Origin of the sequence: Microvirga sp. 17 mud 1-3, assembly GCF_003151255.1 — a bacterium.
Lineage (GTDB): Bacteria > Pseudomonadota > Alphaproteobacteria > Rhizobiales > Beijerinckiaceae > Microvirga.
This window is the reverse complement of sequence record NZ_CP029481.1, coordinates 500,505-523,098: the sequence shown is the minus strand read 5'-3', so window position 1 is coordinate 523,098 and position 22,594 is coordinate 500,505. Positions and strand designations below refer to the sequence as shown.

18 protein-coding genes are annotated in these 22,594 nt (G+C 56.6%); 14 read left to right on the top strand and 4 right to left on the bottom strand.

Translation table 11 applies throughout. From position 1 onward, the window contains the following. Positions 1 to 860: 860 nt before the first annotated feature. Positions 861 to 1,871 (top strand): glycosyltransferase family 2 protein, encoded by a 1,011-nt coding sequence (locus C4E04_RS02380; RefSeq protein ID WP_109594609.1) that lies wholly within the window; start codon positions 861 to 863, stop codon positions 1,869 to 1,871. Between the two features lie 83 nt (positions 1,872 to 1,954). Here the strand turns inward: C4E04_RS02380 and C4E04_RS20750 are convergent, their stop codons facing one another. Together C4E04_RS20750 and C4E04_RS02370 are read right to left on the bottom strand one after the other, a co-directional pair. Further along, positions 1,955 to 3,097, bottom strand: coding sequence for an O-antigen ligase (locus tag C4E04_RS20750; RefSeq protein WP_162559242.1), 1,143 nt, complete (start codon positions 3,095 to 3,097; stop codon positions 1,955 to 1,957). A gap of 495 nt (positions 3,098 to 3,592) precedes the next feature. After that, on the bottom strand, positions 3,593 to 4,507 hold the full coding sequence (locus tag C4E04_RS02370) for a glycosyltransferase family 2 protein (protein WP_109594607.1): 915 nt from the start codon (positions 4,505 to 4,507) through the stop codon (positions 3,593 to 3,595). A gap of 587 nt (positions 4,508 to 5,094) precedes the next feature. Here C4E04_RS02370 and C4E04_RS02365 point away from each other — a divergent pair. From C4E04_RS02365 to C4E04_RS02320, 10 genes are all read left to right on the top strand, one after another. After that, positions 5,095 to 5,916, top strand: a complete 822-nt coding sequence (locus C4E04_RS02365; RefSeq protein WP_162559241.1) for a right-handed parallel beta-helix repeat-containing protein — start codon at positions 5,095 to 5,097, stop codon at positions 5,914 to 5,916. Between the two features lie 334 nt (positions 5,917 to 6,250). Next, entirely contained in the window at positions 6,251 to 7,357 is a 1,107-nt protein-coding gene (locus tag C4E04_RS02360) for an acyltransferase (RefSeq protein WP_109594602.1), read from the top strand. A gap of 671 nt (positions 7,358 to 8,028) precedes the next feature. Beyond that, positions 8,029 to 8,553, top strand: coding sequence for a sugar transferase (locus tag C4E04_RS02355; protein ID WP_245416381.1), 525 nt, complete (start codon positions 8,029 to 8,031; stop codon positions 8,551 to 8,553). Positions 8,554 to 8,891: 338 nt separating this feature from the next. Further along, a complete protein-coding gene (locus C4E04_RS02350; protein ID WP_109594597.1) occupies positions 8,892 to 10,052 on the top strand; it encodes a Gfo/Idh/MocA family protein in 1,161 nt (386 codons plus the stop codon). 8 nt (positions 10,053 to 10,060) lie between these two features. Further along, on the top strand, positions 10,061 to 10,921 hold the full coding sequence (locus C4E04_RS02345) for a hypothetical protein (protein ID WP_109594594.1): 861 nt from the start codon (positions 10,061 to 10,063) through the stop codon (positions 10,919 to 10,921). 82 nt (positions 10,922 to 11,003) lie between these two features. Beyond that, positions 11,004 to 12,047: a DUF354 domain-containing protein gene (locus C4E04_RS02340; protein WP_109594592.1), complete on the top strand. Its 1,044-nt coding sequence runs from the start codon at positions 11,004 to 11,006 to the stop codon at positions 12,045 to 12,047. Positions 12,048 to 12,330: 283 nt separating this feature from the next. Further along, entirely contained in the window at positions 12,331 to 13,458 is a 1,128-nt protein-coding gene (wecB, locus tag C4E04_RS02335) for a non-hydrolyzing UDP-N-acetylglucosamine 2-epimerase (RefSeq protein WP_109594591.1), read from the top strand. Next, positions 13,455 to 14,750: a UDP-N-acetyl-D-mannosamine dehydrogenase gene (gene wecC / locus C4E04_RS02330; RefSeq protein ID WP_109594588.1), complete on the top strand. Its 1,296-nt coding sequence runs from the start codon at positions 13,455 to 13,457 to the stop codon at positions 14,748 to 14,750. Before wecB ends, wecC begins: the two co-directional genes overlap by 4 nt. Continuing rightward, positions 14,744 to 16,042: a hypothetical protein gene (locus tag C4E04_RS20745; RefSeq protein ID WP_162559240.1), complete on the top strand. Its 1,299-nt coding sequence runs from the start codon at positions 14,744 to 14,746 to the stop codon at positions 16,040 to 16,042. The genes wecC and C4E04_RS20745 overlap by 7 nt, the downstream gene beginning before the upstream one ends. Continuing rightward, complete coding sequence (locus C4E04_RS02320) at positions 16,039 to 16,458, top strand: VanZ family protein (RefSeq protein WP_109594584.1); 420 nt, start codon at positions 16,039 to 16,041, stop codon at positions 16,456 to 16,458. The genes C4E04_RS20745 and C4E04_RS02320 overlap by 4 nt, the downstream gene beginning before the upstream one ends. Before the next feature lie 15 nt (positions 16,459 to 16,473). Here the strand turns inward: C4E04_RS02320 and C4E04_RS02315 are convergent, their stop codons facing one another. Together C4E04_RS02315 and C4E04_RS02310 are read right to left on the bottom strand one after the other, a co-directional pair. Next, on the bottom strand, positions 16,474 to 16,956 hold the full coding sequence (locus C4E04_RS02315; protein ID WP_162559239.1) for a hypothetical protein: 483 nt from the start codon (positions 16,954 to 16,956) through the stop codon (positions 16,474 to 16,476). Beyond that, positions 16,931 to 17,779 carry a hypothetical protein gene (locus C4E04_RS02310; protein ID WP_109594579.1) on the bottom strand — a complete coding sequence of 283 codons (849 nt, stop codon included), beginning with the start codon at positions 17,777 to 17,779 and terminating at the stop codon, positions 16,931 to 16,933. Before C4E04_RS02310 ends, C4E04_RS02315 begins: the two co-directional genes overlap by 26 nt. A 733-nt stretch (positions 17,780 to 18,512) precedes the next feature. On the opposite strand from C4E04_RS02310, the gene C4E04_RS02305 reads away from it, so the two are divergent. The 3 genes from C4E04_RS02305 to C4E04_RS02295 are packed head-to-tail and all read left to right on the top strand — an operon-like array spanning position 18,513 to position 22,354. After that, entirely contained in the window at positions 18,513 to 19,379 is an 867-nt protein-coding gene (locus C4E04_RS02305; RefSeq protein ID WP_162559238.1) for a peptidyl-prolyl cis-trans isomerase, read from the top strand. After that, complete coding sequence (locus C4E04_RS02300; protein ID WP_109594575.1) at positions 19,376 to 20,359, top strand: HupE/UreJ family protein; 984 nt, start codon at positions 19,376 to 19,378, stop codon at positions 20,357 to 20,359. Before C4E04_RS02305 ends, C4E04_RS02300 begins: the two co-directional genes overlap by 4 nt. Before the next feature lie 60 nt (positions 20,360 to 20,419). Continuing rightward, the gene (locus C4E04_RS02295; protein ID WP_109594573.1) at positions 20,420 to 22,354 is read left to right on the top strand and encodes a DUF3604 domain-containing protein; all 1,935 of its coding nucleotides are present in this window, start codon (positions 20,420 to 20,422) and stop codon (positions 22,352 to 22,354) included. Positions 22,355 to 22,594 lie beyond the last annotated feature (240 nt).

The window sequence follows — 22,594 nt, the reverse complement described above, 5'->3', positions numbered from 1 at the left end:
AGGATTCTTCACGCTCTCAACTGGGCCATTGAAACCGTAATAGGTTCGAACAATTTGTTCGTAATATTCATGGTCCGCTTCGTAAGGATCATAAAAATAGACCCGGTTCGCGTAACCGTTCCTCTCCAGGTAATTTAGAATTCTGAATATGGTCGTATGTCCTCCAGATCCCCGAGCAGGTGGCGTCATGACCCAGTTGAGAATTATCGGCTCCCCGGGTTCCGCTCTCGGCAGCTGAACATCCGGCCGGCGCGACAGGTCTGCTGCAAGGACGTCAGCGGGCCGAACAGGCAGTGGTATCGTGTTTGGCCTGATCCGTTCCGCTAAGAACAATCTGGCGCGATCTCCAACGGCGCGCGGTCCTTGAGAACTCCATATTTGTCGGATTTGCCGGACACGCCGTGTAATATGTGCGGCAGAATGATTTACTGAACTCACTTTCCCTGCCCCCTGAGACCTTAAGCGATAGCGAAGAAACGTCCGGATGTCAGAACCTGGACTTCAAGTATGGCCTCAAGGCGCACTGTAGTTCACTGAATATTTTGGATAGTCTGTGTGCCCACCCAGACGAAGGCCCTCTCAAGGCGGCATCGCCCAAGCGGCAATGGAGCTACGGCCATTTCCAGTACAGCCCAAGCTGCCGAGGAAGAGCTTCTAGCCAGACGTATTCCAGCGGCCAGCTACCGTCGCCCTCGTTAATATATACCTCTAGCGAGGGAATTGAAGATGCGGCCGATCGCACATCTTTTGAGGTATTCTGCGAAACCATAAGGCCCACGTTCTTGCACAGCAAGCATGGTATAAATTTAGCCAATATCAGGACTATAGCTTGTAATGCCCACTTGGTGACGGAGGAATTGATGCCGGTGAAAGAATCGAATTCCGCAACGCGAGCATCAAACCCATCTCTTGCGACACCGGACCTGACGATAATTGTCGTCAGCTATAACACAAAGGACATTACTCTTGCGGCCCTAAAATCTGTCTTTGATCAAACGAAAAGAACGGTTTTTGAACTTATCGTTGTCGACAACGCCTCGAGCGACGGCTCGGCTGACGCTATTGCCGACATGTTTCCAACTGTGAGACTCATTCGCGCAACTGAGAACCTAGGCTTTGCCCGAGCGAACAATCTTGCGGCGGAGCAAGCTCGGGGCAGATGGTTGCTCCTGTTAAATCCTGACACGATCATTCTTAACGGCGCCATCGACAACATCGTTGAATTTGGAGAAGACCATCCGACCGCGGGCATCTATGGGGGACGCACGGTCTTCGCCGATGGACGCCTGAATATCGCATCATGTTGGGGACGTATAACCCCGTGGAGTTCCTTCTGCCAGGCAGTCGGCCTATCCACTGTCTTCAAAGGGAGCAACCTGTTCGACCTGGAGGCGATGGGATCCTTCCAACGCGATCAGATCCGACAAGTCGATATCGTTGTTGGGTGCTTTCTCTTAATACAAAAGACATTGTGGGATAGGCTCGATGGGCTCGATACGAGCTACTGGATGTATGGTGAGGAGGCAGATCTCTGCCTGAGAGCCAGAGCATTGGGATTCACACCCATGATTACGCCACATGCAACGATCGTGCATCTTGTCGGGGCGTCGAGTTCTGGACGGGCAAGCCGGACGATCCTTATCGCGAAGGCGCGCACGACGCTGATCCGGCGCCATTGGTCATCTCCTTCTGTGCCATGGGGAATGCTCATGATGTGGCTGTGGTGTGCCAATCGCCGTATCGCCAGCAAAGTGCTCGCTCGGCTCGTGCCGAAGCGCTTCGCTGCTGATGCCGAAAAATGGCAGGCGGTATGGGACTCGAGAGCAGACTGGCTTGGCGGATATCCTCGCCCAACGCCGGGTCACTCATGAAACCGGACACACTCCACGTAATGTGTTTTCCACGTCCCGACCAATCGAGTACTGGCCGAAAGCGGTTTTTCGGTCGTGCCGACCTACAAGTCGCGCTTGATCGACACGACTTTCTTACGTGTATAAACGCTCTCACCGCCTGGTGAGCGGCGGGATTGCTTTCGCGCGCTTGTTGTGACGCTACCCTCGCTTCTTGCCTCGAGAATCCAACTCCCGCTCCCGAGAAGGAACACGAACCAGACATAGGTTGCGTTCCAGAAATGCACGGCCCAGCCAGCGATAAAGAAGCCGGCCATGCAGATCAGATAGGCCGTACGGTATTCCGTTGTCCGTTGGTCCAGTCCTTTCTTAAGGCTCACGGCATATATGAGAGAACCAAAAGCCAGGAAGAGCATTAAGCCAGCAGGGAGTCCAAACATTACAGAATGGATGATCCAGAACATGTCTATGCTGGAAACCATCCACGATTCGCGCTCATATTCATTATATCCGATTCCAAAAAGCGGGTGCTTTAGAACCGAAGCCGAACCATACTTCCAGATCAGGAGGCGGTAATAAGCGGTTTGCTGATCAAACAAGGGAGCATGGCCAACGGCAAGGGCATAGACGGATCTATTCGACGCCAGCGACAAGAATACGTAGATTGTCCCAAACGACGCCCAGAGTATCTTCCATCGCGCCTGGATGCCCTTCAGCAACCGATCCCATGACAATAACATCCCTTGGATTGCTACCGCACTTAAGGGCCCCGAAGAGAGAGCCAGGAACGCAGCAAAGAGGACCGGAAGCGCTCTGATGCCGCGTTGAAAAAAGGTCTTCTGATAACCGAGGACAAGGTAGGCCATCGCGAAGATGCTGCCGCAACAAACGCCGAACAGGATAGGATGCTCGAACGGACCTTGAACACGCGTTAAACCCATTCTGGGCGGATCCGTGTTGATCGGGACCGTATCAACCACCAACTGGAAAAACTCTATGAGAGGCTTCCGACCAGTTGTGGCTTCAAGGATTCCGAACGGAAGCAGAAATATCACGATCCAGAACAGAAATTTGACGACGCTTCGAAAATCATCGGCCGTCCGAATATAACAACGCGCGAGCAGGTAGGCTCCCATCGTCTCGATAAATGTGATCCCGCCGGACTGGAGAGCGGCAGCAAGCCCGTGATGTATCGCGAGGCTCAGAGTACCCCATAGCCAGAACAGCAAGAGAGCAATATCGGCCATGAGGATCCGGCCAGCCCTCCCGGTCACCCATATGTATAGACATGGTAATATGGTGATGAGCAGGGCGATCCTATAAACGGATAGTCTCAACGGACCGAGCCAGAACATGCATGGTATGATAAGTCCTATGAGGAACAATAGAACTTGCCACCGTATATGCCAGTGCTGTGCCCTGAGTTCGCCCCGCCTACCATGCGGAACGACCAATCGGTTTTGTGATTGCGGGAGACCAGAGCGATCCACGCTCAGATCCTGTAGGCGCATCTCCGATGCCCGGGACGGCAGCGGACGAGTACGATGCGCGCTATTTCTCATATGAATAGCTTCTATCGCGAGATCGGAACGGCACGCCCCAATGGCCCATAGCAGCGCTCAGGCCCAACTTATGCGAACATTGCCCTCTTACGCCTCGTCGCCCGACGTAAAGGTGTGAGTCCTGGCGAGGAATTTGCACGGTCGAGCCTTTGCTGTAGTGCGTGGGGCCGCGACCGCACCTCACAGCGCACCCTCTTTCTTTTGCCTAAGCGCCTTGGTCGAATCCAGAGAAAGGGCCTGTTGAACCATCCATAAGGCACGCATGATACGCAGATGAAACAGGACGTAGATTCCGCGTCCAATCTCTGTCGGTCCATGCAAGCTTTTACTGAACAGGACTCGCCAAAAGTCGATCATTGGAGAACAAAGAACCAAGCCAGCGCGCATGATCCAGCGGAGGCGCCCATAAGGCTGACGCACCTCTAGCGCGAACCTTTCTCGCGTCATCCGACGCCATTTCCTTTCCAGGTCCGCCATGCTTGTTCGTGTTGGATGCGCGACCTTGACATGCTCATCATAGCCTAGCAAGAAGCCTTTTTTGACCGCGCGATGACACCAATCGACATCCTCTGAGATCTCTGATCGAAAGCCCCCGACGGTTTCGAAGACATGCCGCCAAGTAAGTAGATTGGCCGAGGCAGAGAAGCCTTTCTTTTCAACGTATTGCCTTTGATTGAAGGCAAAGACCGATTCAAAGGCTTGCGCACCACTTCGAGGAAGAGGTGTTTCGTCGAAGAGCTCGATTGAACCGCCTACGATATCGAAGCACTTAAGAGATCTAAGGCCCGCAATGATCCAATTGCGTTTTGGCACACAATCGGAATCCAGAAAGAACAGCATTGGCGCAAACGTCTCGCGAACCCCACGGTTACGAGCGGCCGCGGCTCCGCGAGCATATTCTATGATGAACCGTATGGATGGATGGCGCATCTGAAGAGGCACAAGATCTGCATCAGATCCATTATCGATAACAACAACATCAGCATTGGAGATACCGTCACACGCAGAAAGTGCCCTTAGGCATCGATCCAGCCGGTCGAGATCGTTGTAGTGCGGAATGATAATCGCAATACTGGCAGATTCTGTATCTTTCACGCCTTATGATATCCCTGGTCAGTCTTCCTCAGTTCTTTCATTTTATAGCAATCAAAACCCCAGGGAGCCGGGAATAGGGCTTACTCCCTTTGAGAACGGTGTAAGCAAAGTCAGTTTCTGCAAGAATCGTAACAGCCGTATGTGTTCTGCATCGTCCAACTTATCCTGCAACGACCTGCTGCATTATGCGTTCGCGCCTCCGGTAAGCTGGTACATTTCGATAGCGTGATCGGTCGGCGTGAATTCTGTCCGTCCGGATATTTAGATGTCAGTTGGTCCGCTAACCAAGCAGGTCTCGAACATTCGCGCTGTATCGTAGCTGCAGGGTCGCTGTTTAGCAGGCTACCGGACGCGCAGAGGATCATATGCCGTGAACATATGGGCATGGTAATTTCCATGATCTGCAGGCTTTCAGGCACCTGCATTGCCTGCCAATGTGGGGCATGAGCCACGAGTGAACGGGGACTTTTCCCATGAAATCCTGCTTCACGTTCTTGCCGCTCATATGTGGGTCTCTATTGGCAATTGCGCAGAGCGCAAATCCGGACCTGCCTATACCTGCTCGCCAGCAGTCCCAATCTGCCTCCATGGCATTTCCGACATCAGCGACGACTGGGGTTCCGGACGGGGTGAAGCTTCTGCCGTCGGGCGGGATCGTGGTGACCAAGCCCGGCACGGTGCTCGAGGGTCTCGACATCCGTGGCCAGGTTTACATCAAGGCCGATAACGTCACGCTCAAGAACTGCAAGATCACCACTAAGGACTTCTACGTGGTGCGCATCGACAAGGGCATCCAAGGTGCCGTGGTGCAGAACTGCGACATCGACGGCCAGGGTGGCTCGGGCACCGGCATCGGCGGCGCCGGCACGTTCCTCGGCAACGACATCCGCGGCGTCGTCAACGGCATCAACCTCGAGGGTGCGGTCGGCTCCAAGATCATCGGCAACTACATCCACGATTTCCGCGGCGGCCCCGACGAGCATTTCGACGGCATCCAGATCTTCGGTGATGTCGGCACCATGAAGAACATCGAGATCGCGCACAACACGATCATCAACGACGGCAGCCCGATCGGCGTTTCGGCGATCTTCGTGGCCAACACCTTCGGTCCGGTCGACAACGTCTCGATCCATCACAACTACCTGTCGTCGCCGGGCAATTTCCCGGTCTACAACATGGGCACCTACACCAAGTCGCCGATCACCAACGTGACCTGGTCGGACAATTATGTGGTCAAGGGCTATTACGGCTACGAGAAGATCACCGCCGACAGCCAGGGCCGCCTGCCGACCATGACCAACAACACCAATGTGGACAAGGGCCTCCCCCCAGAAACCGCACCGGATTCATACTCAGCGAATAAGGCAAATGACGGGCCTCCGCCGACATCCGGAACAAAAGGAAAGTGAGGCATCCACATGTTTGAGCCAGAAAAGTACCACTGGCTCAGCAACGCTCTTAGGCGACGGGCATAAGAACTTTCCCAAAGCTCTCTTCGGCATCTGTGGCGATAAATAGTGGTTTGACCGGTTAACCTTGCAAACTCTGTTTCGCCGAAAGCGAGAATCACGCCTTCGAATACTGGCGCGAACGCATGCGGCACGGATCTCAACATGCCGATCGATTTGCCGTTTTCTCTACCTATCCGTCGCAGCCCAACCAGAAGAGTTATTGCCCGACAGCATTTGCAATGGTCCTATGCCTTCATAATCATCGGCGCGTGAATGATGGAGGAGCTGTGGGATGATGCGGCTGGCAGATCAAATGGCCCTAAAGCGTTACAAGGGACCAGGATTTGATCGCATTCGCGTCATAGCTGCCTTGATCGTGCTCGTTCATCATTGCACGGCGTATATCACGCCAAACATAGCACACGATGTTCTGTTTTCTTTTAGCCGAGGCACCATTCAGTTTGGTCTTCTTGCAGTATCTATCTTCTTCTCAGTCAGCGGTTTTTTGGTTACGCCGGGCCTTAGCTATAGGGGCGACATCACTGCCTTTGCGGTCCACCGGTTTTTGAGGATCATGCCGGCACTGGTCGTCAACGTCATCATAACAGTGCTGGTAGTTGGCCCCTTACTAACGACTCTTCCGCTAAAAGAATATTATTTGGATCAGCAGACCTATCGATATCTCAATAATCTCGTTTTCAGAACAACGACTATGCTTCCCGGCGTACAGCTCGACGACGGCACTTCTCCAACCATCAACGGCCCTCTATGGACGCTTTACTTCGAAGCCTTGTCATACATTACTCTAGTCGCACTTTTCATTCTAGGCATTCTCACTAATAGAAAGGCCTGCATCGGCATACTTCTGGCGGTTTATATAGCCAACGTGATCTTCTGGCTCCAACCAGACATAGAAAAATTGGGCTTGGAACGAATTGCCGTATTCACAAGCCTCTTTGTATATTTTTTTACGGGCGTCACTCTGTCCATCTTCTCAAAGGAAATTCCATACGATTACAGAATAGCATCTTTATTACTCATCATGACTACCGTGGCCCTACCTTTAGGACTCGGGATATTGATCCTTCCGATTTCTGTATCGTATATTGCAGTCTATGTCGGCTATTCCGACATTTTAGGGAAGAGACCTTTCAAAACTGACTACTCTTACGGTATTTATCTCAACCATGCCTTAGTCATAACTGTCCTTATGGTTCTTCTTCCAACGTTCACGAATTTCCTCGCTGTCTTGACGGTTGTGACGGTGTCCGCATTCGTAATTGCCGCCCTGTCTTGGCGCTTCATCGAATCGCCATCTCTACACCTGAAGACCCGCATCTCTGAGATTGCTCGCAGGCAACTCGGCTATTTCCTCGTGAAGAAAAATAGCGTGTCATAATAGTACCTAGCGAAGCAATTTATCACCGTTGCAGGGCAAACCGCATGCTACGGCTCTCATCAATCGATAGGACATTCTGATAGCAGCCTCATGCGGCTGCGGTCGACCGTAACGGTTGGAGTGCGCCAAACTCCGGATTGGAGCCCAGCAATCCCCCGCTGGCAAGGGCGTTGCTCGCAAGAACGACCAGCAATGGACTAACGATGATGGACGGCGATGAGACTCATGCGTGCTCGCACTAAGGAAGTGCCCATATCAGGCTAGTCCATTTGCCGATCAATGATCCTGCCCATAAGTGCTACCCCAAAGCGCGATTCCGCTCGGCCCAGGCAAAGCCCGTTAATCCGGAATAATCCTTATCTCGAACAAGAGCCGGTGATATCCAATTCGAGTACTAACCTATATGCATCGTTGATCGCAGCACGGGAGCCCGACCATCATCCAACATGCCTGTTTTGGGTTGGAATGAGGTCGCCTATGTCGGTACGGGACGTCCCAACAAGCGGAGCCAGCGTACAGTTCGTCAGCCAGACAGCTATATACGCCGATCAGTCAAGAAGTAAGAGCCCCCGAGGATCGATGCAGACGTTAGCCCATACCTGACCTCTTCGACGAAGCGGCTTCTCGACTTTAGCTTGGCGGCAATCCTCATCTGTATTTTGCTTCCGGTCATGCTCGTGGTCGCGGCTGCGGTCAAATGGTCTAGTCCGGGATGTATCGTCTTCCGACAAAAGCGCCACGGACTAAGGCAGACCCCATTCGACATCTTCAAGTTTCGCTCCATGCATGCGCAATGCGGAGCTGATCCTAAGGTCCCACAAGCGACCTTGTCCGATCCGCGGGTGACTCCTCTGGGTCGCCTATTGCGGAAAACCAGCATCGACGAGCTTCCGCAACTCATCAACGTGTTACGTGGCGAGATGTCCCTTGTCGGACCGCGTCCACATGCTCTCGTTCACGATGAGAAGTACCTGCGAGAACTCCCAGCCTATGCGTCACGGTTCTTCGCGGTTCCGGGCATCACGGGCCTTGCCCAGATAAATGGGGCCCGGGGGGAGACGCCGACGCTGGCTCATATGCAAAGGCGCCTTCAATACGATCTCGAGTACATCCGCACCGCCTCCCTCATGCTTGACCTGAGGATCCTTGCCCGTACGACCATCGTCGTTACCCTGCGCCACGCTCACGTCTACTGACACATGCCGAGCGCTCAATTCTGCACCGAGTAAGCTGACGACGCAGGTGGGTGTCACTGCAGAGGGCTACAATGCAAACTGACCTGGGCACGCTGACACAGTGACCGTAGACAAAAGTGCCCTGCGCGTACGGCCGACTGAGACGACCAAGAACGAATGCCTCGGAACTCCATCGCCCCCGAGCCTATCCTGCAAGTAATCATTCAGAACATCATCAACTAACGGCATCCGAGATACTCCCCCCGGGCGCGCTTTAAAAATACCTCTACTCCGTTTGTCCTTGTCAGCCATGCGTGATGTGTCTTGTGGGCCTCATTGGTATCGATATGATCCTGTAAATGGTGCAGTTCTCGGCGAAACGCCCCTATCAAACTGCAAAAGCGATGAAAGCGACATCCATGGGAATTCGTCTTGGCCTCGTCGGCCTCGGTAAGATGGGAGTTTCTCATCTCGCGATAGCGAACAGCCATCCCGACGTCGACGTTCTGGGCGTCTGTGACAGCAACCCGGTCCTACTCTCGGCCCTTCGGAAGAATACAAAATTCCACTGCTATCAAAATCCTGTTGAGATGATCGAGACTGAGAAACTCGATGCAGTCATCGTTTCCACTCCATCACGTTTTCATGCAGATCTTGTTCGAACCGCGATCGACCATAATCTCCATATCTTCTGTGAAAAGCCGTTCTGTCTAGATCCACAGCAGGGGAAGCTTTTGGCGGCGGAGGCGAGACAACGCGCTTTGGTCGGTCAGGTTGGTTATCATCTGCGGTTCGTCGGCACCTTCCTAAAGGCCCGCCAATTGGTTCAGTCCGGCTGCATCGGGCGCATTCATCATATTCGTGCAGAAGCCTATGGACCCGTCGTGCTTCGATCCCGGGGCACGACTTGGCGGGGACACCGCTCCGAGGGAGGCGGGTGCCTTTATGACTATGCCTCTCATGCAATCGATGCCGTCAACTTCATCTATGACGCGCCCGACGCGGTTTCAGGAACCATAGCACGATCAGTGTTCTCCCGTGATGTAGAGGACGAAGCCTATGCGACGCTCATCTATGACTCGGGTGCAACTGGACAGCTCGCCGTAAACTGGAGTGATGAAAGTCAACGCAAGATGTCCGTGAAAGTCACGGTATGGGGCAGCAACGGCAAAATATCAGTCGATCGGCAAGAGCTGCAGATCTATATCAGGCAAGCGGTCGATGGCTATCGCGAGGGTTGGCATCTTGAGAACATAACGCAACTCACTGAGCCCATCTCATACTACCTGCGAGGCGAGGAATACACCGCCCAGTTCGATCATTTTGTCCGCTGTATGGAAGGGAGAGATGAATGCCGGTCTTCCTTCGACACTGCCGCACAAACGGACAATGTGATCCAAATGCTTCATGACGATGCTGAGGCCGGCGGTCGCATTCGGCAGCGTCACGAGGCTGAACACGCCAATGTTCGCCCGACATTTTTTGCATCCCTCAAAAGCCGCGTCACTTCCAGAGGTTGATAACCGCCGTGGAACGCATTCTTTTCGGAGACAACCAATTTTTCGGCATCAATCACGCATCCGAGGAAAAGGCCAGAGCGCAAGCTATGCGCTTCCGCAATGCCGAAACCATGATCGAGGTTCTGGACTCAGCGCATGACGCAGGAATCAAAGTCTTCATGTGCACGACCCATGCCAAGGTCGCGGAGATCACGGATCATGTCCGCGCGCATCCTTCACGGTATAGCGACTTCTCTTTTTACCCGTGCATGCCGTATGCACATAAATACGCAAATGCAATGGCGGAGCACGGACCTCTGGACGCGCTGAAGGAAATGCTGCCTCCAACTGGTGCGATGGCGGCTCTTATGAAAGGCGGCATGTCTCTCGCCAGTATGAATGTGGAGGGCCTAGCCCAGCTGTTGATCGACGCGGAGATGAAAATGTTCCGCGGCCTGAATACGCCGGTTATCTTCCTTCAGAATGTGGTGACAGACCTTCTGCTTGGGATAGGCTTCTATGAAGCTTTCAACATATTCGCGAGGCATGTGAAGTCACGATATGGAGCCGAGCCCGGTTTCATCACCATGAACCTGCCAGCGCTGCTTGACGCACTTGAACAAGTCGGCATTGAGAACCCAATCGTATGCGCAACGGTCAACAAGGCAGGCTTTAGGATGCCGGGCGGGCTGGCAGCGTACGAGAGCGCCCTGAAAAATCGTCAATTTCGGCCGGTAGCCATGTCGGTTCTCGCGTCCGGTGCCATTCAACCCAAAGAGGCGATCGAGTACGTTTGCAAGCTGCCTAAAGTCGAGTCGATCGTTTTCGGTGCCTCGTCACGGCAAAATATAGTCGAAACGAAGCGCCTGATCGATGAGCTCAGCGCCTGATGGACGCACGTCGCGCTTGGACTATGCGCAGCCGCGAGCACGCATATCGAGCTCACTCTCGTCGAACTCACAGGTTCAGGGCATGAAGATTTGGTTCGACATATCGAATTCACCCCACGTCAACATGTTTGCCGGTCTGCTGAGTGATCTGAAACAATCAGGGCACCAACCGGTGATCACATGCCGCCCGCTGGCAAACACGGTCGACCTGTTGCGACTTGAGAACCTCGACTTCACCATCGTCGGGGATCACTATGGCAAGAACATAGCTCGTAAGCTGTTTGGCTTCCCGGTGAGAGTGATCCAGCTATACAAACACCTCGCTGACAGCGGCATCGATATTGCGATCTCCCAAAGCTCGTTTCATTCACCGGTTACGTCACAGCTTCTGAGAGTACCTGCGATCTATATGAACGATAATGAACACGCCCTCGGAAACATCCCCGCCTTTCTGGCCGCGAAGCGAATTCTGATACCGGAATACCTGTCTCTGGATAAAGTGACCCGACAGGGAGGCAGTTCGAAAAAGGTCCGGCAGTATCCCGGCGTCAAAGAGGGCATTTATCTCTGGAAACTTGCTGAGGAGCTTGACCTTGTATCGGAAGAGCAAGCGAAAGCCAGGCCCTCCGTTTATATCCGTCCCGAACCATGGACGGCCCAGTATTACAATGGGAGCATAAACTTCCTGGATGATGTTATCATCGCGTTGAGCAAGTCCGCGAACGTGACTGTCTTGCCTCGGGGAAATGAACAAGGGGCCCATTACCGAGACGACCGGTTCAAGGATGCGACAATCGTCGATGGCGCGCTCAATATCCACCACATCGCTCGGGACTGCGATCTTTTCATCGGCGCAGGCGGGACGATGACGCGCGAGATGGCCGTATTGGGAATTCCCACAATATCGGTCTATCAGGACGCATTGCTCGATGTTGATCAGCATCTCCTTCACATTGGGTCCTTCATCCACGAGCCAAGCTTAACGCCGAAATCAGCCTTACGTTATTTGGATGCCGCCGCGCGACAAGGAAGGCGCCGAGAATTGCTTGAGAAGGGGCAGCTTGCCTATGGCCTTCTCAAGGACGAGCTTCTGAGCCTCGCCGCCCCTGCAAAGTCCGATGGATGATGCGTAAGCGCAATATCATCACCTGTGTAAAGATGCGCTTTCGTAGCCATGACTCAGGGCAGACAAGGCCTTAGGATCCAGACAAGCTGAGTTCTTCATCGATAACTTGATGTATATATTTTGTAGCTCTTGATTACCGCTTTGACCATTAACTCCCGCACAGCAGTCTATTCTGGAAGGCTAATCCAGAAGAGCAAAATGATGTTCGCGGATATCGTGTATTCTCAGCACGTACCTTCCGACGATCAACGTAGAAACTGACGCCAGTTTTTGGATTGAGGGCATGCAGCACGTCCTGTTAGCCTTTGGGACCCGGCCCGAAGCAATCAAAATGCTTCCGGTCGTGAGGGCCCTACGTGAATGCCGTGACCTTCAGGTTAGCGTTGCAATCACAGGACAGCATCGGCAGATGCTCGATCAAGTCTTTGAGGTTTTCGGGGAGAAGCCGGACATCGATTTAAACCTCATGACGCACAATCAAAAGCTGTCCGATATCACAGGACTCTTCATTGGGCGGATGGCAGACGTTTTGGAGACAATGCGTCCCAACTTAGTGCTTGTCCATGGCGACACGACGACAGCTATGGCGACAGCCGTCGCTGCATTCTACAACAGGATTCCCATTGGGCATGTAGAAGCTGGTCTTCGGTCGTTTGATCTCGCGCATCCCTGGCCCGAAGAGTTCAACCGGGTTGCGATCGATTCCATTGCCGATTACCTCTTCGCGCCGACTTCTGTTGCGGCAGGGAATCTTGATCGGGAATACAACCGCCGCGGTCGTATTTATGTTACCGGGAACACCGGCATTGACGCTCTCCTGCATGTCGCACGTCAGATCGATGCCGAGATGTCCGACGGGTCCAATACCCTAAAAGCGCCTGTAGAGCTGGATCCTGATCGCTCCCTAATCCTTGTCACCGGCCATCGCCGGGAAAGCTTTGGAGCCGGCTTTGATGACATCTGCACAGGACTAGCCAAGCTGGCGACGCGAGATGACGTCCAGATCGTCTATCCCGTTCATCTTAATCCGGCGGTCTGTAATGTCGTGCGAGCACGCTTAGGAAAGCTAGAGAATATTCACCTCATCGATCCCGTTTCATATGTCGATATGATCAGGCTTATGAAATGCGCCAAGGTGATCCTGACCGATTCGGGAGGCATTCAGGAAGAAGGCCCAGCCTTAGGTCGCCCAGTTCTCGTGATGAGGGACACCACCGAAAGGCCGGAAGCCATCGCAACGGGAACGGTGCGTCTTATCGGAACCGACCCTTCGCGCATTTATCGAGAAGTCTCTGAGCTTCTCGACGATGACGTTTCCTACCAACAGCGTGCGAAGGCCGTCTTTCCATATGGGGATGGGACAGCCTCTGCCCAGATCGCCAAAATCATAGCGGAGTCGTTCTCAGTATGACCACAGTCTGTGTCGTCGGTTTAGGTTACATTGGTCTTCCTACGGCCGCCATGATGGCAAGCCGCGGTTTTGAGGTGATTGGCTATGACGTGAACGAGGCAGCCGTCGCATCTATCAATGCGGGGAAAGCGCATTTTCATGAACCAGACCTGCAGATGCTTCTGTCTGCGGCTCTGAACACGGGCCGTCTCAAAGCACAGAACCAGCCGGCAGAAGCCGACTATTTCATTATCGCAGTGCCCACACCTTTTCGGGACGGCAAGAAGCCGGATATGTCGCATGTCGAGAAAGCCTGCGACGCCGTAGCGCCGTATCTACAGCCCGGCTCTACGGTCATTCTCGAGTCGACATCGCCTGTCGGCAGCACCGAAATGGTTGCCGGGAGACTCGCGGCAGCGCGCCCTGATCTTACCTTGCCCGACTACAAGGAATCAGGCGATGCCCAGATTGCCGTTGCACACTGCCCTGAACGGATTCTGCCCGGGAACATGCTGCCTGAGCTCGTTGCGAACGATCGCATCATCGGCGGTATGACGGAGACCTGCTCTCAGCGCGCCCGTGCTCTCTATGAGAGCTTTGTGACGGGCCACATCTACGTTACCGACTGTCGAACTGCCGAGTTCGTGAAGTTGATCGAGAACGCTTCCCGCGACGTCAACATTGCTTTCGCCAACGAGCTGTCCGTCATCTGTGACCGGATCGGCGTGGATGTCTGGCATGCGGTGGAACTTGCCAACAAACATCCACGTGTCTCGATCCTCCAACCCGGTACCGGGGTTGGGGGGCACTGCATTGCTGTCGACCCCTGGTTCATCGTCGACTCGGCCCCCGAGGAAGCTCGCCTTATTCGAATGGCGCGTGAGGTCAACGATCGCAAGCCGGAGTATATTTTTCATCGCATTCTTGACTTGGCGGACCGCTTCAAGAGCCCGGTGGTTTCGTGTTTCGGGGTCACTTATAAGGCTGACGTCGGCGACCTGCGCGAAAGCCCATCGCTTAAGATCGTAATGAAGCTGCTTCAACACGGTGGGGTCCGGGTCCTTGTTTGCGATCCACTCGTTAAGGCTCTGCCGCCGGAATTCTCCGGTTGCCCGGACGTGAGCCTTGTCGATGCGGATACGGCAAGACGTGAGTCCGATATCGTCGCCTTTCTAGTCGCGCACAAGCAGTTCAAGCGCCTGGAGTTCAACCGTTTCCTGCACAAGGTCGTCGTAGACGCGACTGGCCTTATGTCCAAGCCGAATGGGCTTGTGGACAGTACCTTTGCCAGCCCACGGAAGGAACCATGGTGAGCTCGCTCCTTACGACCCTGGCCTCTTTCGCGACGCCAGGGGTGAACACGCCCTCACCTCTTTCGGACGTCGGCGGGATAGTGCCGAAGGCCCCCTCTCTAAACATCATTTTACCGACAACGCTTGCCTCGATCTTGACGGCAGCTTTCCTGCTCAGAGCACGCTTCAAGGATATGCCACTTCTTCCGCAGCGGCTGTCCTCTCGCGCTTCGGAAACACATCAACCCGAGCTGAAGATGCCTGCCGGTCGTACCAACGTCTATGTCTTTCCTCATCGTACAAGTGTCGTCGAAGCCGCGTCGGTACGCCTCCAAGATCGACAGGCTGGTGAATGGGATGCCTTTGCACAATCGTGCGGAGCATCGTTCCGATCGGCGCATAACTGGCTCAGGGGCTGGTCGGTCAAGGCATGGCCCCACCAGAAACTTCAGCTTTTCGAGTTCTATGTATCCGGCTGCAAGATCGGCCAATGCGCTATTGGGGTCGGCCGAGACGAACGGACCTTTCTCGACGGGCTCGCTATTCGACCGGACTATCACTCCCTTTGGGCCAGTTGCATGGAAGCCGTTCTATGCAGGCTTGGCCCTGGGAAATATCGCTATGGTTGGCATCTCAATCTCGAGCCATCCCGAGAAGAGGATCTCCGGAGCATCCCTGGTGTCGCTGTCGAGAGCGTCCATCCTATCACAGTTCATGCGGTTGATTTCCGCCGCTGGCGCGATTGGGATGAATATTGGAAGAGCACCAGCAACAACACGCGGCGGAATGCCAAACGTGGTGAGCAATCCGGCTTGAGAATTGTGATAAGAACCGGTCTTGGCGGCCTGCTGCAGGCAGGAGCAATCGCTCGCCTGCGCTCAGTCATGTATGAACGAAAGGGACTTAAGTTCCAGAGGCTGACTGCTCTGGCAAGCTATGTCGGCGGTCATGTCATAGCGCCCCAGTACCGTCTGACGGTGATTGCGATGGATGGGCGCAGCCCCCAGGCCGGCTTCGTTGGCTACGAATTCGGCGCTCATACGTATTATGTTGCCGGTGGCTCACAATCAGCCAACAATGGCGTTGCCTGGTATCTGCAGAAGCTCATGTTGCATCGTGCCTGGCTCAGGACTCAGGGACAGGCCAAGTTCATCATGGGCCACGTCGACTATTCGACTCATGACGAGGCTGTCGGCGGAGGCTTGCTTCGCTCCCGGAGGTCCGTCAACGTCTCGGAATATGAGACGAGCACCGTGATCTTCCGATATTCTGGCGGGATCGCACCCGCTGTGGGAACATCACTCTCGTCATGAGTTTCTGGCACAAGCTGCAGCCGATCATCATGCAGAAGAGTTCCCTGCGCCTTCTTGCCTGGTCCCTCATTGTTGCGGTCTCGATCTTTACGCTGGCCCCTATCGCGTGGCGACCTGTCACGGGAGCGCCGGCAAGCCTGGAACGCTTGGCAGCCTTCGCGGCGATTGGCGGGATTTTCTACTTTGCCTATCCGAGACAGTGGCTTCCCGTTCTGCTTTTCCTGATCGCACTGACGGGCCTCCTTGAGGCCATGCAAAACCTTATCCCAAGCCGCCACGGGCATATTCTCGACTTTGCCGTAAAGGCGACGGCCCTTCTTGCGAGCTCGCTCCTTGCCAGGCGGCTGGATCTTTCGATCCGTAGCGTTCTAAGACGTGCTTCAGGAATATTCACGAGCAGCCGCATAAGTAGCTGACATGACAGAAACTCTTCAGCGTATTGTCAGCTTGGCGAGATCGGCCATGGGAATGTTCTTGCAGGTCGGCGCCGCGATAACGGCAAGAATGGGACTGGCCACCGACTTCATGCCTAGATAGCGCAGGAGTTTGTGCCAGTAGTAGTGCGTGCGCGTTTTCAGGACCGGCTGCCTGGAATAGACCTCGCCACCGAAGGCATAAAGCAGCTGATGGCCCGCTGCGATTTGCTCGATCAGCGACTGCTGCCATCCCTGGAGCGCGACCTCGGCAATTCGGATATCGCAATCTCCTGCAGCTCCCATTACCCATGCCATGTCGTTCTCGGGTGTAAACTGGCTTGCCTTGAATCCTCGTAGCTCGAGCAAATTGCCGATTTCTGCAAGGCTCACGTCGGTAGGGGCACTAATCACGCCCGTAAGGCGTGGAACCTTCAGCGTCAGGCTCATCGCCAACACAACCATGCAGGCGAGGCTAAACGAAGGCCTTGCGATGATCATACTGCACCCCGATCAAAGAGGTCCCAACCATGACCCCGAGAATGATCCAGCTCGCAATCGTCGCGCCGATAGGGCCGTGGATCAGGTCGAAATACTCCGGATAAAGCCCCATGAGGCTTATCCGCGCCACGTTGATGGCGATAACCGCCATGCACGCTAATGCGGCCCAGGCAATGTTCCATCTCGTCGCCGGGCGATCCCAAACCTTGATGAAGGTCATCCAACACAGGATCGCGAGTGAGACATTGGCCAGGGAAGAGCAGTTTGGCGCAATCCAGAGATACCCAGACCCATCGGCAAACTGGATTGCATTTCCGGAGCGTGGCGTTCCAACAAGCCACCCGACCAAAATGGCGTCTCCTTCTAGAATGAAACCACTCAGCATTTCAAAGACGATCCGCGACCAGAACATCGGAACGGTAATGCCCAGAAGGATCCATGCCCCTCGATTGAGAGAACTCGAGCGCTGCGATGTCCGCAGGAGATGAAAGGCGAGACCCGAGAGAGCCAGCCAGCTGAGAGGAACGACCGGTATTAGGAATGCCGCACATGCGACCGCCACCACGATCCAGTCGCGACGTTCAATCGGTTGTCTTGACTCTCGCAGCAGGAACACAGTGCCGATGGCCCAGGCTATCCAGACGACGATGCTGATATTGAAGGTATCCAGGAAGGCGGGCACGACGCCGTTATCCCGTACGGTACTTGCGACCCTTTCGGAAATTCCGTTCATAAAGCCGATCGCTGTCACGGCCACGAACAACTCGTTGCGGGAGACAGGGCCACTCACGTCGAGCCAGCGGCTGAAGACGCGCAGATCCAAACGGGGCCGCGCTCCTACGGTAGCCGAGATAGGAGCGAAGGGCTGTCTGCTGGCCGGTTTCGCGGTCAAGTGAACCCGCCTTGCTGCGGTGGCGGCGCATCGGAAAAGGCCCGTTGATGTCCACCAAAGCTGAAAGGCTCAACCCGGCATGCGTTCCGCCGCTTGATGGAAGACAGAGCCATGACAGACGATGATGCTCGCCAAAGGTACATATGGACCTTCCCAATTGGCCAACTTCAAACCTGTCTGACCCCGAACTCAAGCTGCAAGGCCAGTTTTCATCCTAATGCGCAGCCCTTAGCTGACAGGGCTACCCATCTGGAGAGCCTTTATGGCCAGCGCCCTCAGCCTCCGGTTTTGTCAGATGATCGATCTCACCAGCCGATCCCTGGTCCAATCGTCGATTGGCGCATGGAGTAGAGTGGCAGGCTAGAGTCTGCATGGGGTCAGGAACCGAGATCACTTGCACTTTCGGAACGTCCGGTTCGATGAGAATTGCTGCCTTCCAGCTTAGGTCTCAGGCGTGTCAGCTCCAGAACTTTACGCAATTTCTCAGATCAGTGACCCGGACTTATGGGACTGCCGCCGCGTGTACCCAGGGCATGTAGGCTGCATGGGCGGCTCGAACAGGGCTGCGGCGCATCACGCCTATCCCTAATTGCCAAGCAGGTGGCCGAACCGGTCAAGCAACAGCCCACAATTCGCGCCAAGACTCATGGCCTTGAGGGAAGCCATGAGGCTGCTGAAGGAACCGCTGCTGCATTTCCTTGTCCTCGGCGGATTGCTGTTCGCCGTCCACGCCGCTGTCGGCCCAGGCGAGGACAAGGCCGCATCGACCCCGGCCGTCAGGATCACCGGGGCTGATGCAGACTGGCTGAAGGAGATGTGGACACGCCAATGGCGCCGCCCGCCGACGGACGAGGAGCTCGCGCGCCTCGTCGTGGATCACCTTCGGGAGGAGGTGCTCGCCCGCGAAGCAAAGGCGCTCGATCTCGACGTCGGCGATACCGTGATCCGTCGCCGGCTGGCGCAGAAGATGGCCTTTTTGCTCGACGGCACCGTCCACATTGCCGAACCTCCGGAAGTGGAGCTGCACGCCCTCTACGACAGACGTCCAGACCTCGTCCGCACCTCGCCGCTGGTGTCGTTCACACAGGTCTTCTTCCGCCGTGAGCACGGCGGCGACCGCGTCGGCACCACTCTCGTCGCCCTGTCAGAGGGGTCCACGGTTCCGGAGGACCAGGGAGACGGCCTTCTGCTCGGCGAAAGTTTCGCGGACCAGGACGAGCAGACACTCAGCAACCTGTTCGGTCTTTCCTTCGCACAAGCCGTCTTCGGCCTCCCGGTGGGGCGCTGGTCGGGGCCTGTCGAGTCCAGCTACGGGCTGCACCTGGTCAAGGTCACCGCGATGTCACCGCCCGAAGCGCGCCCCTTTGCCGAAGTTCGCGAGCAGCTCGCCGAGGAGTGGCGCCGCGAGCGGCAGGAAGCGGCCCAGGCGCAGCTCCTCCGAGGACTGATGGAGAAGTACCGGGTCACTGTCGAGCCGACCGTGCGTCCGTTCCTGGGACCTCTCGCCGATCAGGTGGAGGTCCGGCCATGAAATGGCTTCCGATCCTCGCCGCCCTGGTTGCGCTTCTGTCGCCGCTCTCTAGCCATGCTCACGAGGTCCGGCCTGCCTACCTCGACTTGAGCGAGGATCGGCCCGGCGAGTTCAGCGTGCTGTGGAAGACGCCGATGGTGGGCGAGATGCGCCTGGCCCTGGATCCCGCCTTCTCGGACCCGGTGGAGGCCCTGACCCCAGTTGCGGGCCGCAGAACGGGCGATGCCGCCGTGCAGACGTGGCGCCTGCGAGCGGACAGCCTGCGCGGCCAGACTCTGCGCATCAAGGGCCTGGAGGGCACGCTCACGGACGTATTGGTTCGAGTCTCCTTTGCCGATGGCAGCATCTGGGTCGAGCGTCTCACGCCGCAGCGGCCGGAGGCCATGATCCCGGCCCATCCGAGCGCCTGGAGCGTGGCGGGCACCTATCTCGGCCTCGGAGTCGAGCACATCCTCATGGGCATCGACCACCTGGTGTTCGTGCTGACCCTGCTGCTGCTCACGATCGGAACCTGGCGCCTGGTGAAGACCGTGACGGCCTTCACGGTGGCGCACAGCATCACGCTCGGGCTGGCGACGCTTGGCGTCGTCCACGTGCCGCCCAAGCCCGTGGAGGCGATGATCGCGCTCAGCATCGTGTTCGTGGCAGCCGAGATCCTGCACGCCCGCCGGGGGCAGATCGGACTGGCGGCGCGTATGCCGTGGATCGTCGCCTTCACCTTCGGCCTGCTGCACGGGTTCGGCTTCGCCGGGGCGCTAAGCGAGGTGGGCTTGCCGGAGGGGCAGATCCCGGTGGCGCTCCTGTTTTTCAATCTCGGCGTCGAGGCCGGCCAGTTGCTGTTCATTGCAGGCATGCTCGCCCTCATGGCTATCGCGAAGCGCATCCGGGTGACGTGGCCCGCCTGGGCGGAGCTGGTGCCGCCCTACGCCATCGGCAGCGTAGCGATGTTCTGGGTGATCCAGCGCGTGGCATTGTTCTGAGCTTGATGCTGCGGCGTGCCGCAGAGATCAGGTCGTTGGAGCTGAGCAAGGGAGGACGACATGGTGAGGATGACATTCGAGCGTTCGGTTCTGCCAGTCCTGATGACGCTCGGCTTGATCGCGCCGGCTGGGGCCCAGGATGCCGGTACCCCGTCCCGGGAGCAGATCGAGAAGGCCCTGCCGAAACCGCCTTACTCTCCTTACGCCAACCGCGACTTCCCCACGCGGCCATTCTTCGGTGACACCCACCTCCACACAGCGTTCTCCTTCGACGCCGGCGCCTTCGGGGCGCGGTTGACGCCGCGGGACGCCTACCGCTTCGCCCGAGGCGAGCAGGTCACGGCCTCCTCCGGCCAGCCGGTGAAGCTTTCCCGCCCGCTCGACTTCCTCGTCGTCTCGGACCATTCCGACAACATGGGCTTCTTCCCCGACCTGTTCGCCGGCAAGCCCGAGGTGCTGGCCGACCCGACAGGCCGGCGCTGGTACGATATGCTCCAGTCCGGCAAGGGCGCGGACGCGGCTGTCGAGATCATCACAGCCTTCTCCCATGGCACCTTCCCGAAGGATCTCATGTATCTGCCCGGCACGCGGCCGTATCGTGGGGCCTGGCAGGAGACGATCGCGGCCGCCGAGCAGTACAACGAGCCCGGCCGCTTCACCGCCTTTATCGGCTACGAGTGGACGTCCAACACAGGCGGCAACAACCTGCACCGCAACGTCATCTTCCGCGACAACGGTGACAAAGCAGGCCAGGTCGAGCCGTTCACGGTGTATCCGCCCGGGAGCGACAACCCGACGGAACTGTGGAAATGGATGGAAGCCTACCAGGACAAGACCGGCGGCAGCGTGCTGGCGATTGCCCACAACGGCAATCTCTCGAACGGCCTGATGTTCCCCACCGTCGAGGCCTTCGGCAAGAAACTCGACCGCGACTATGCCGAGACCCGGGCCAGATGGGAGCGGCTTTACGAGGCCACGCAGACCAAGGGCGACGGCGAGACCCATCCCTTCCTGTCGCCAAACGACGAGTTCGCCAACTTCGAGCGCTGGGACTTCGGCAATCTCGACGGCAGCGTGGCGAAGACCAAGGAGATGCTGGAATTCGAGTATGCCCGCGCGGCGCTGAAGAACGGCCTCAGGCTCGGGCAGACGCTCGGCGTCAACCCATACAAGTTCGGCCTCATCGGCAGCAGCGACGCGCATACGGGCCTCACCGCCATGGAGGAGGACAACTTCTTCGGCAAGACAACGCCGCAGGAACCCAGCCCCGAGCGCATGCGCGCCACCTTCTTCGACAACCCGCAGACCCACATCAAGGTGATGGACTGGCAGGTCTCCGCCTCAGGCTATGCCGCCGTGTGGGCGAAGGAGAACACCCGCGCCGCCCTATGGGACGCGATGCAGCGCCGGGAGACCTACGGCACGACCGGGCCGCGGATGATCGTGCGGTTCTTCGGCGGCTGGGACTTCGTCCCGCAGGATGCGGAGAGCCGCTTGCCCGCCTACACCGGCTACACAAAGGGCGTGCCGATGGGCGGTGAGCTGCGGGCCGCGCCGCAGGGCAAGTCGCCCACCTTCCTGGTAGCTGCGCTGAAGGATCCGCTCGGCGCGAACCTCGACCGCTACCAGATCGTGAAGGGCTGGCTGGCGAAGGACGGGACCCTCCAGGAGAAGGTTTACGATGTTGCCTGGGCCGATGCCGAGCGGCGCAAGCCCGGCGCGGACGGCAAGCTGCCGCCGGTCGGCGACACCGTCGACGTGACAAACGCCACCTGGACGAACACGATTGGCGCGCCGGAGCTGGCGACGGTCTGGACCGATCCGGACTTCGACCCGAGCCAGCCGGCCTTCTACTACGGCCGGGTGATCGAGATCCCGACGCCGCGCTGGACCGCGTACGACGCAAAACGGTTCGGCGTGCAGCCCTTGCCTGGGACGCCCATGACCGTCACGGAGCGCGCCTATACTTCCCCCATCTGGTACACGCCGCAATGACACGACGGCGCTTGGTGGATTCGGGCGGTTCGCGGGTGAGAACAGGGTCGCATTACGCACGGTTGCGGTCCTGATCGCTCCAATCCCGCTTACTGATACGGGAAATGGGGGCAGACGTTGAAGGTCTGAATCGGGTCAACCTGAGCCCTTGGGCAAGGTTCGGCGAAGGACAATCGAGAGACAGCGCAAGCGTACGCTCAACGCGCCTGTTTCCACTCAAAGTCTAGAGGACTCGCCCTG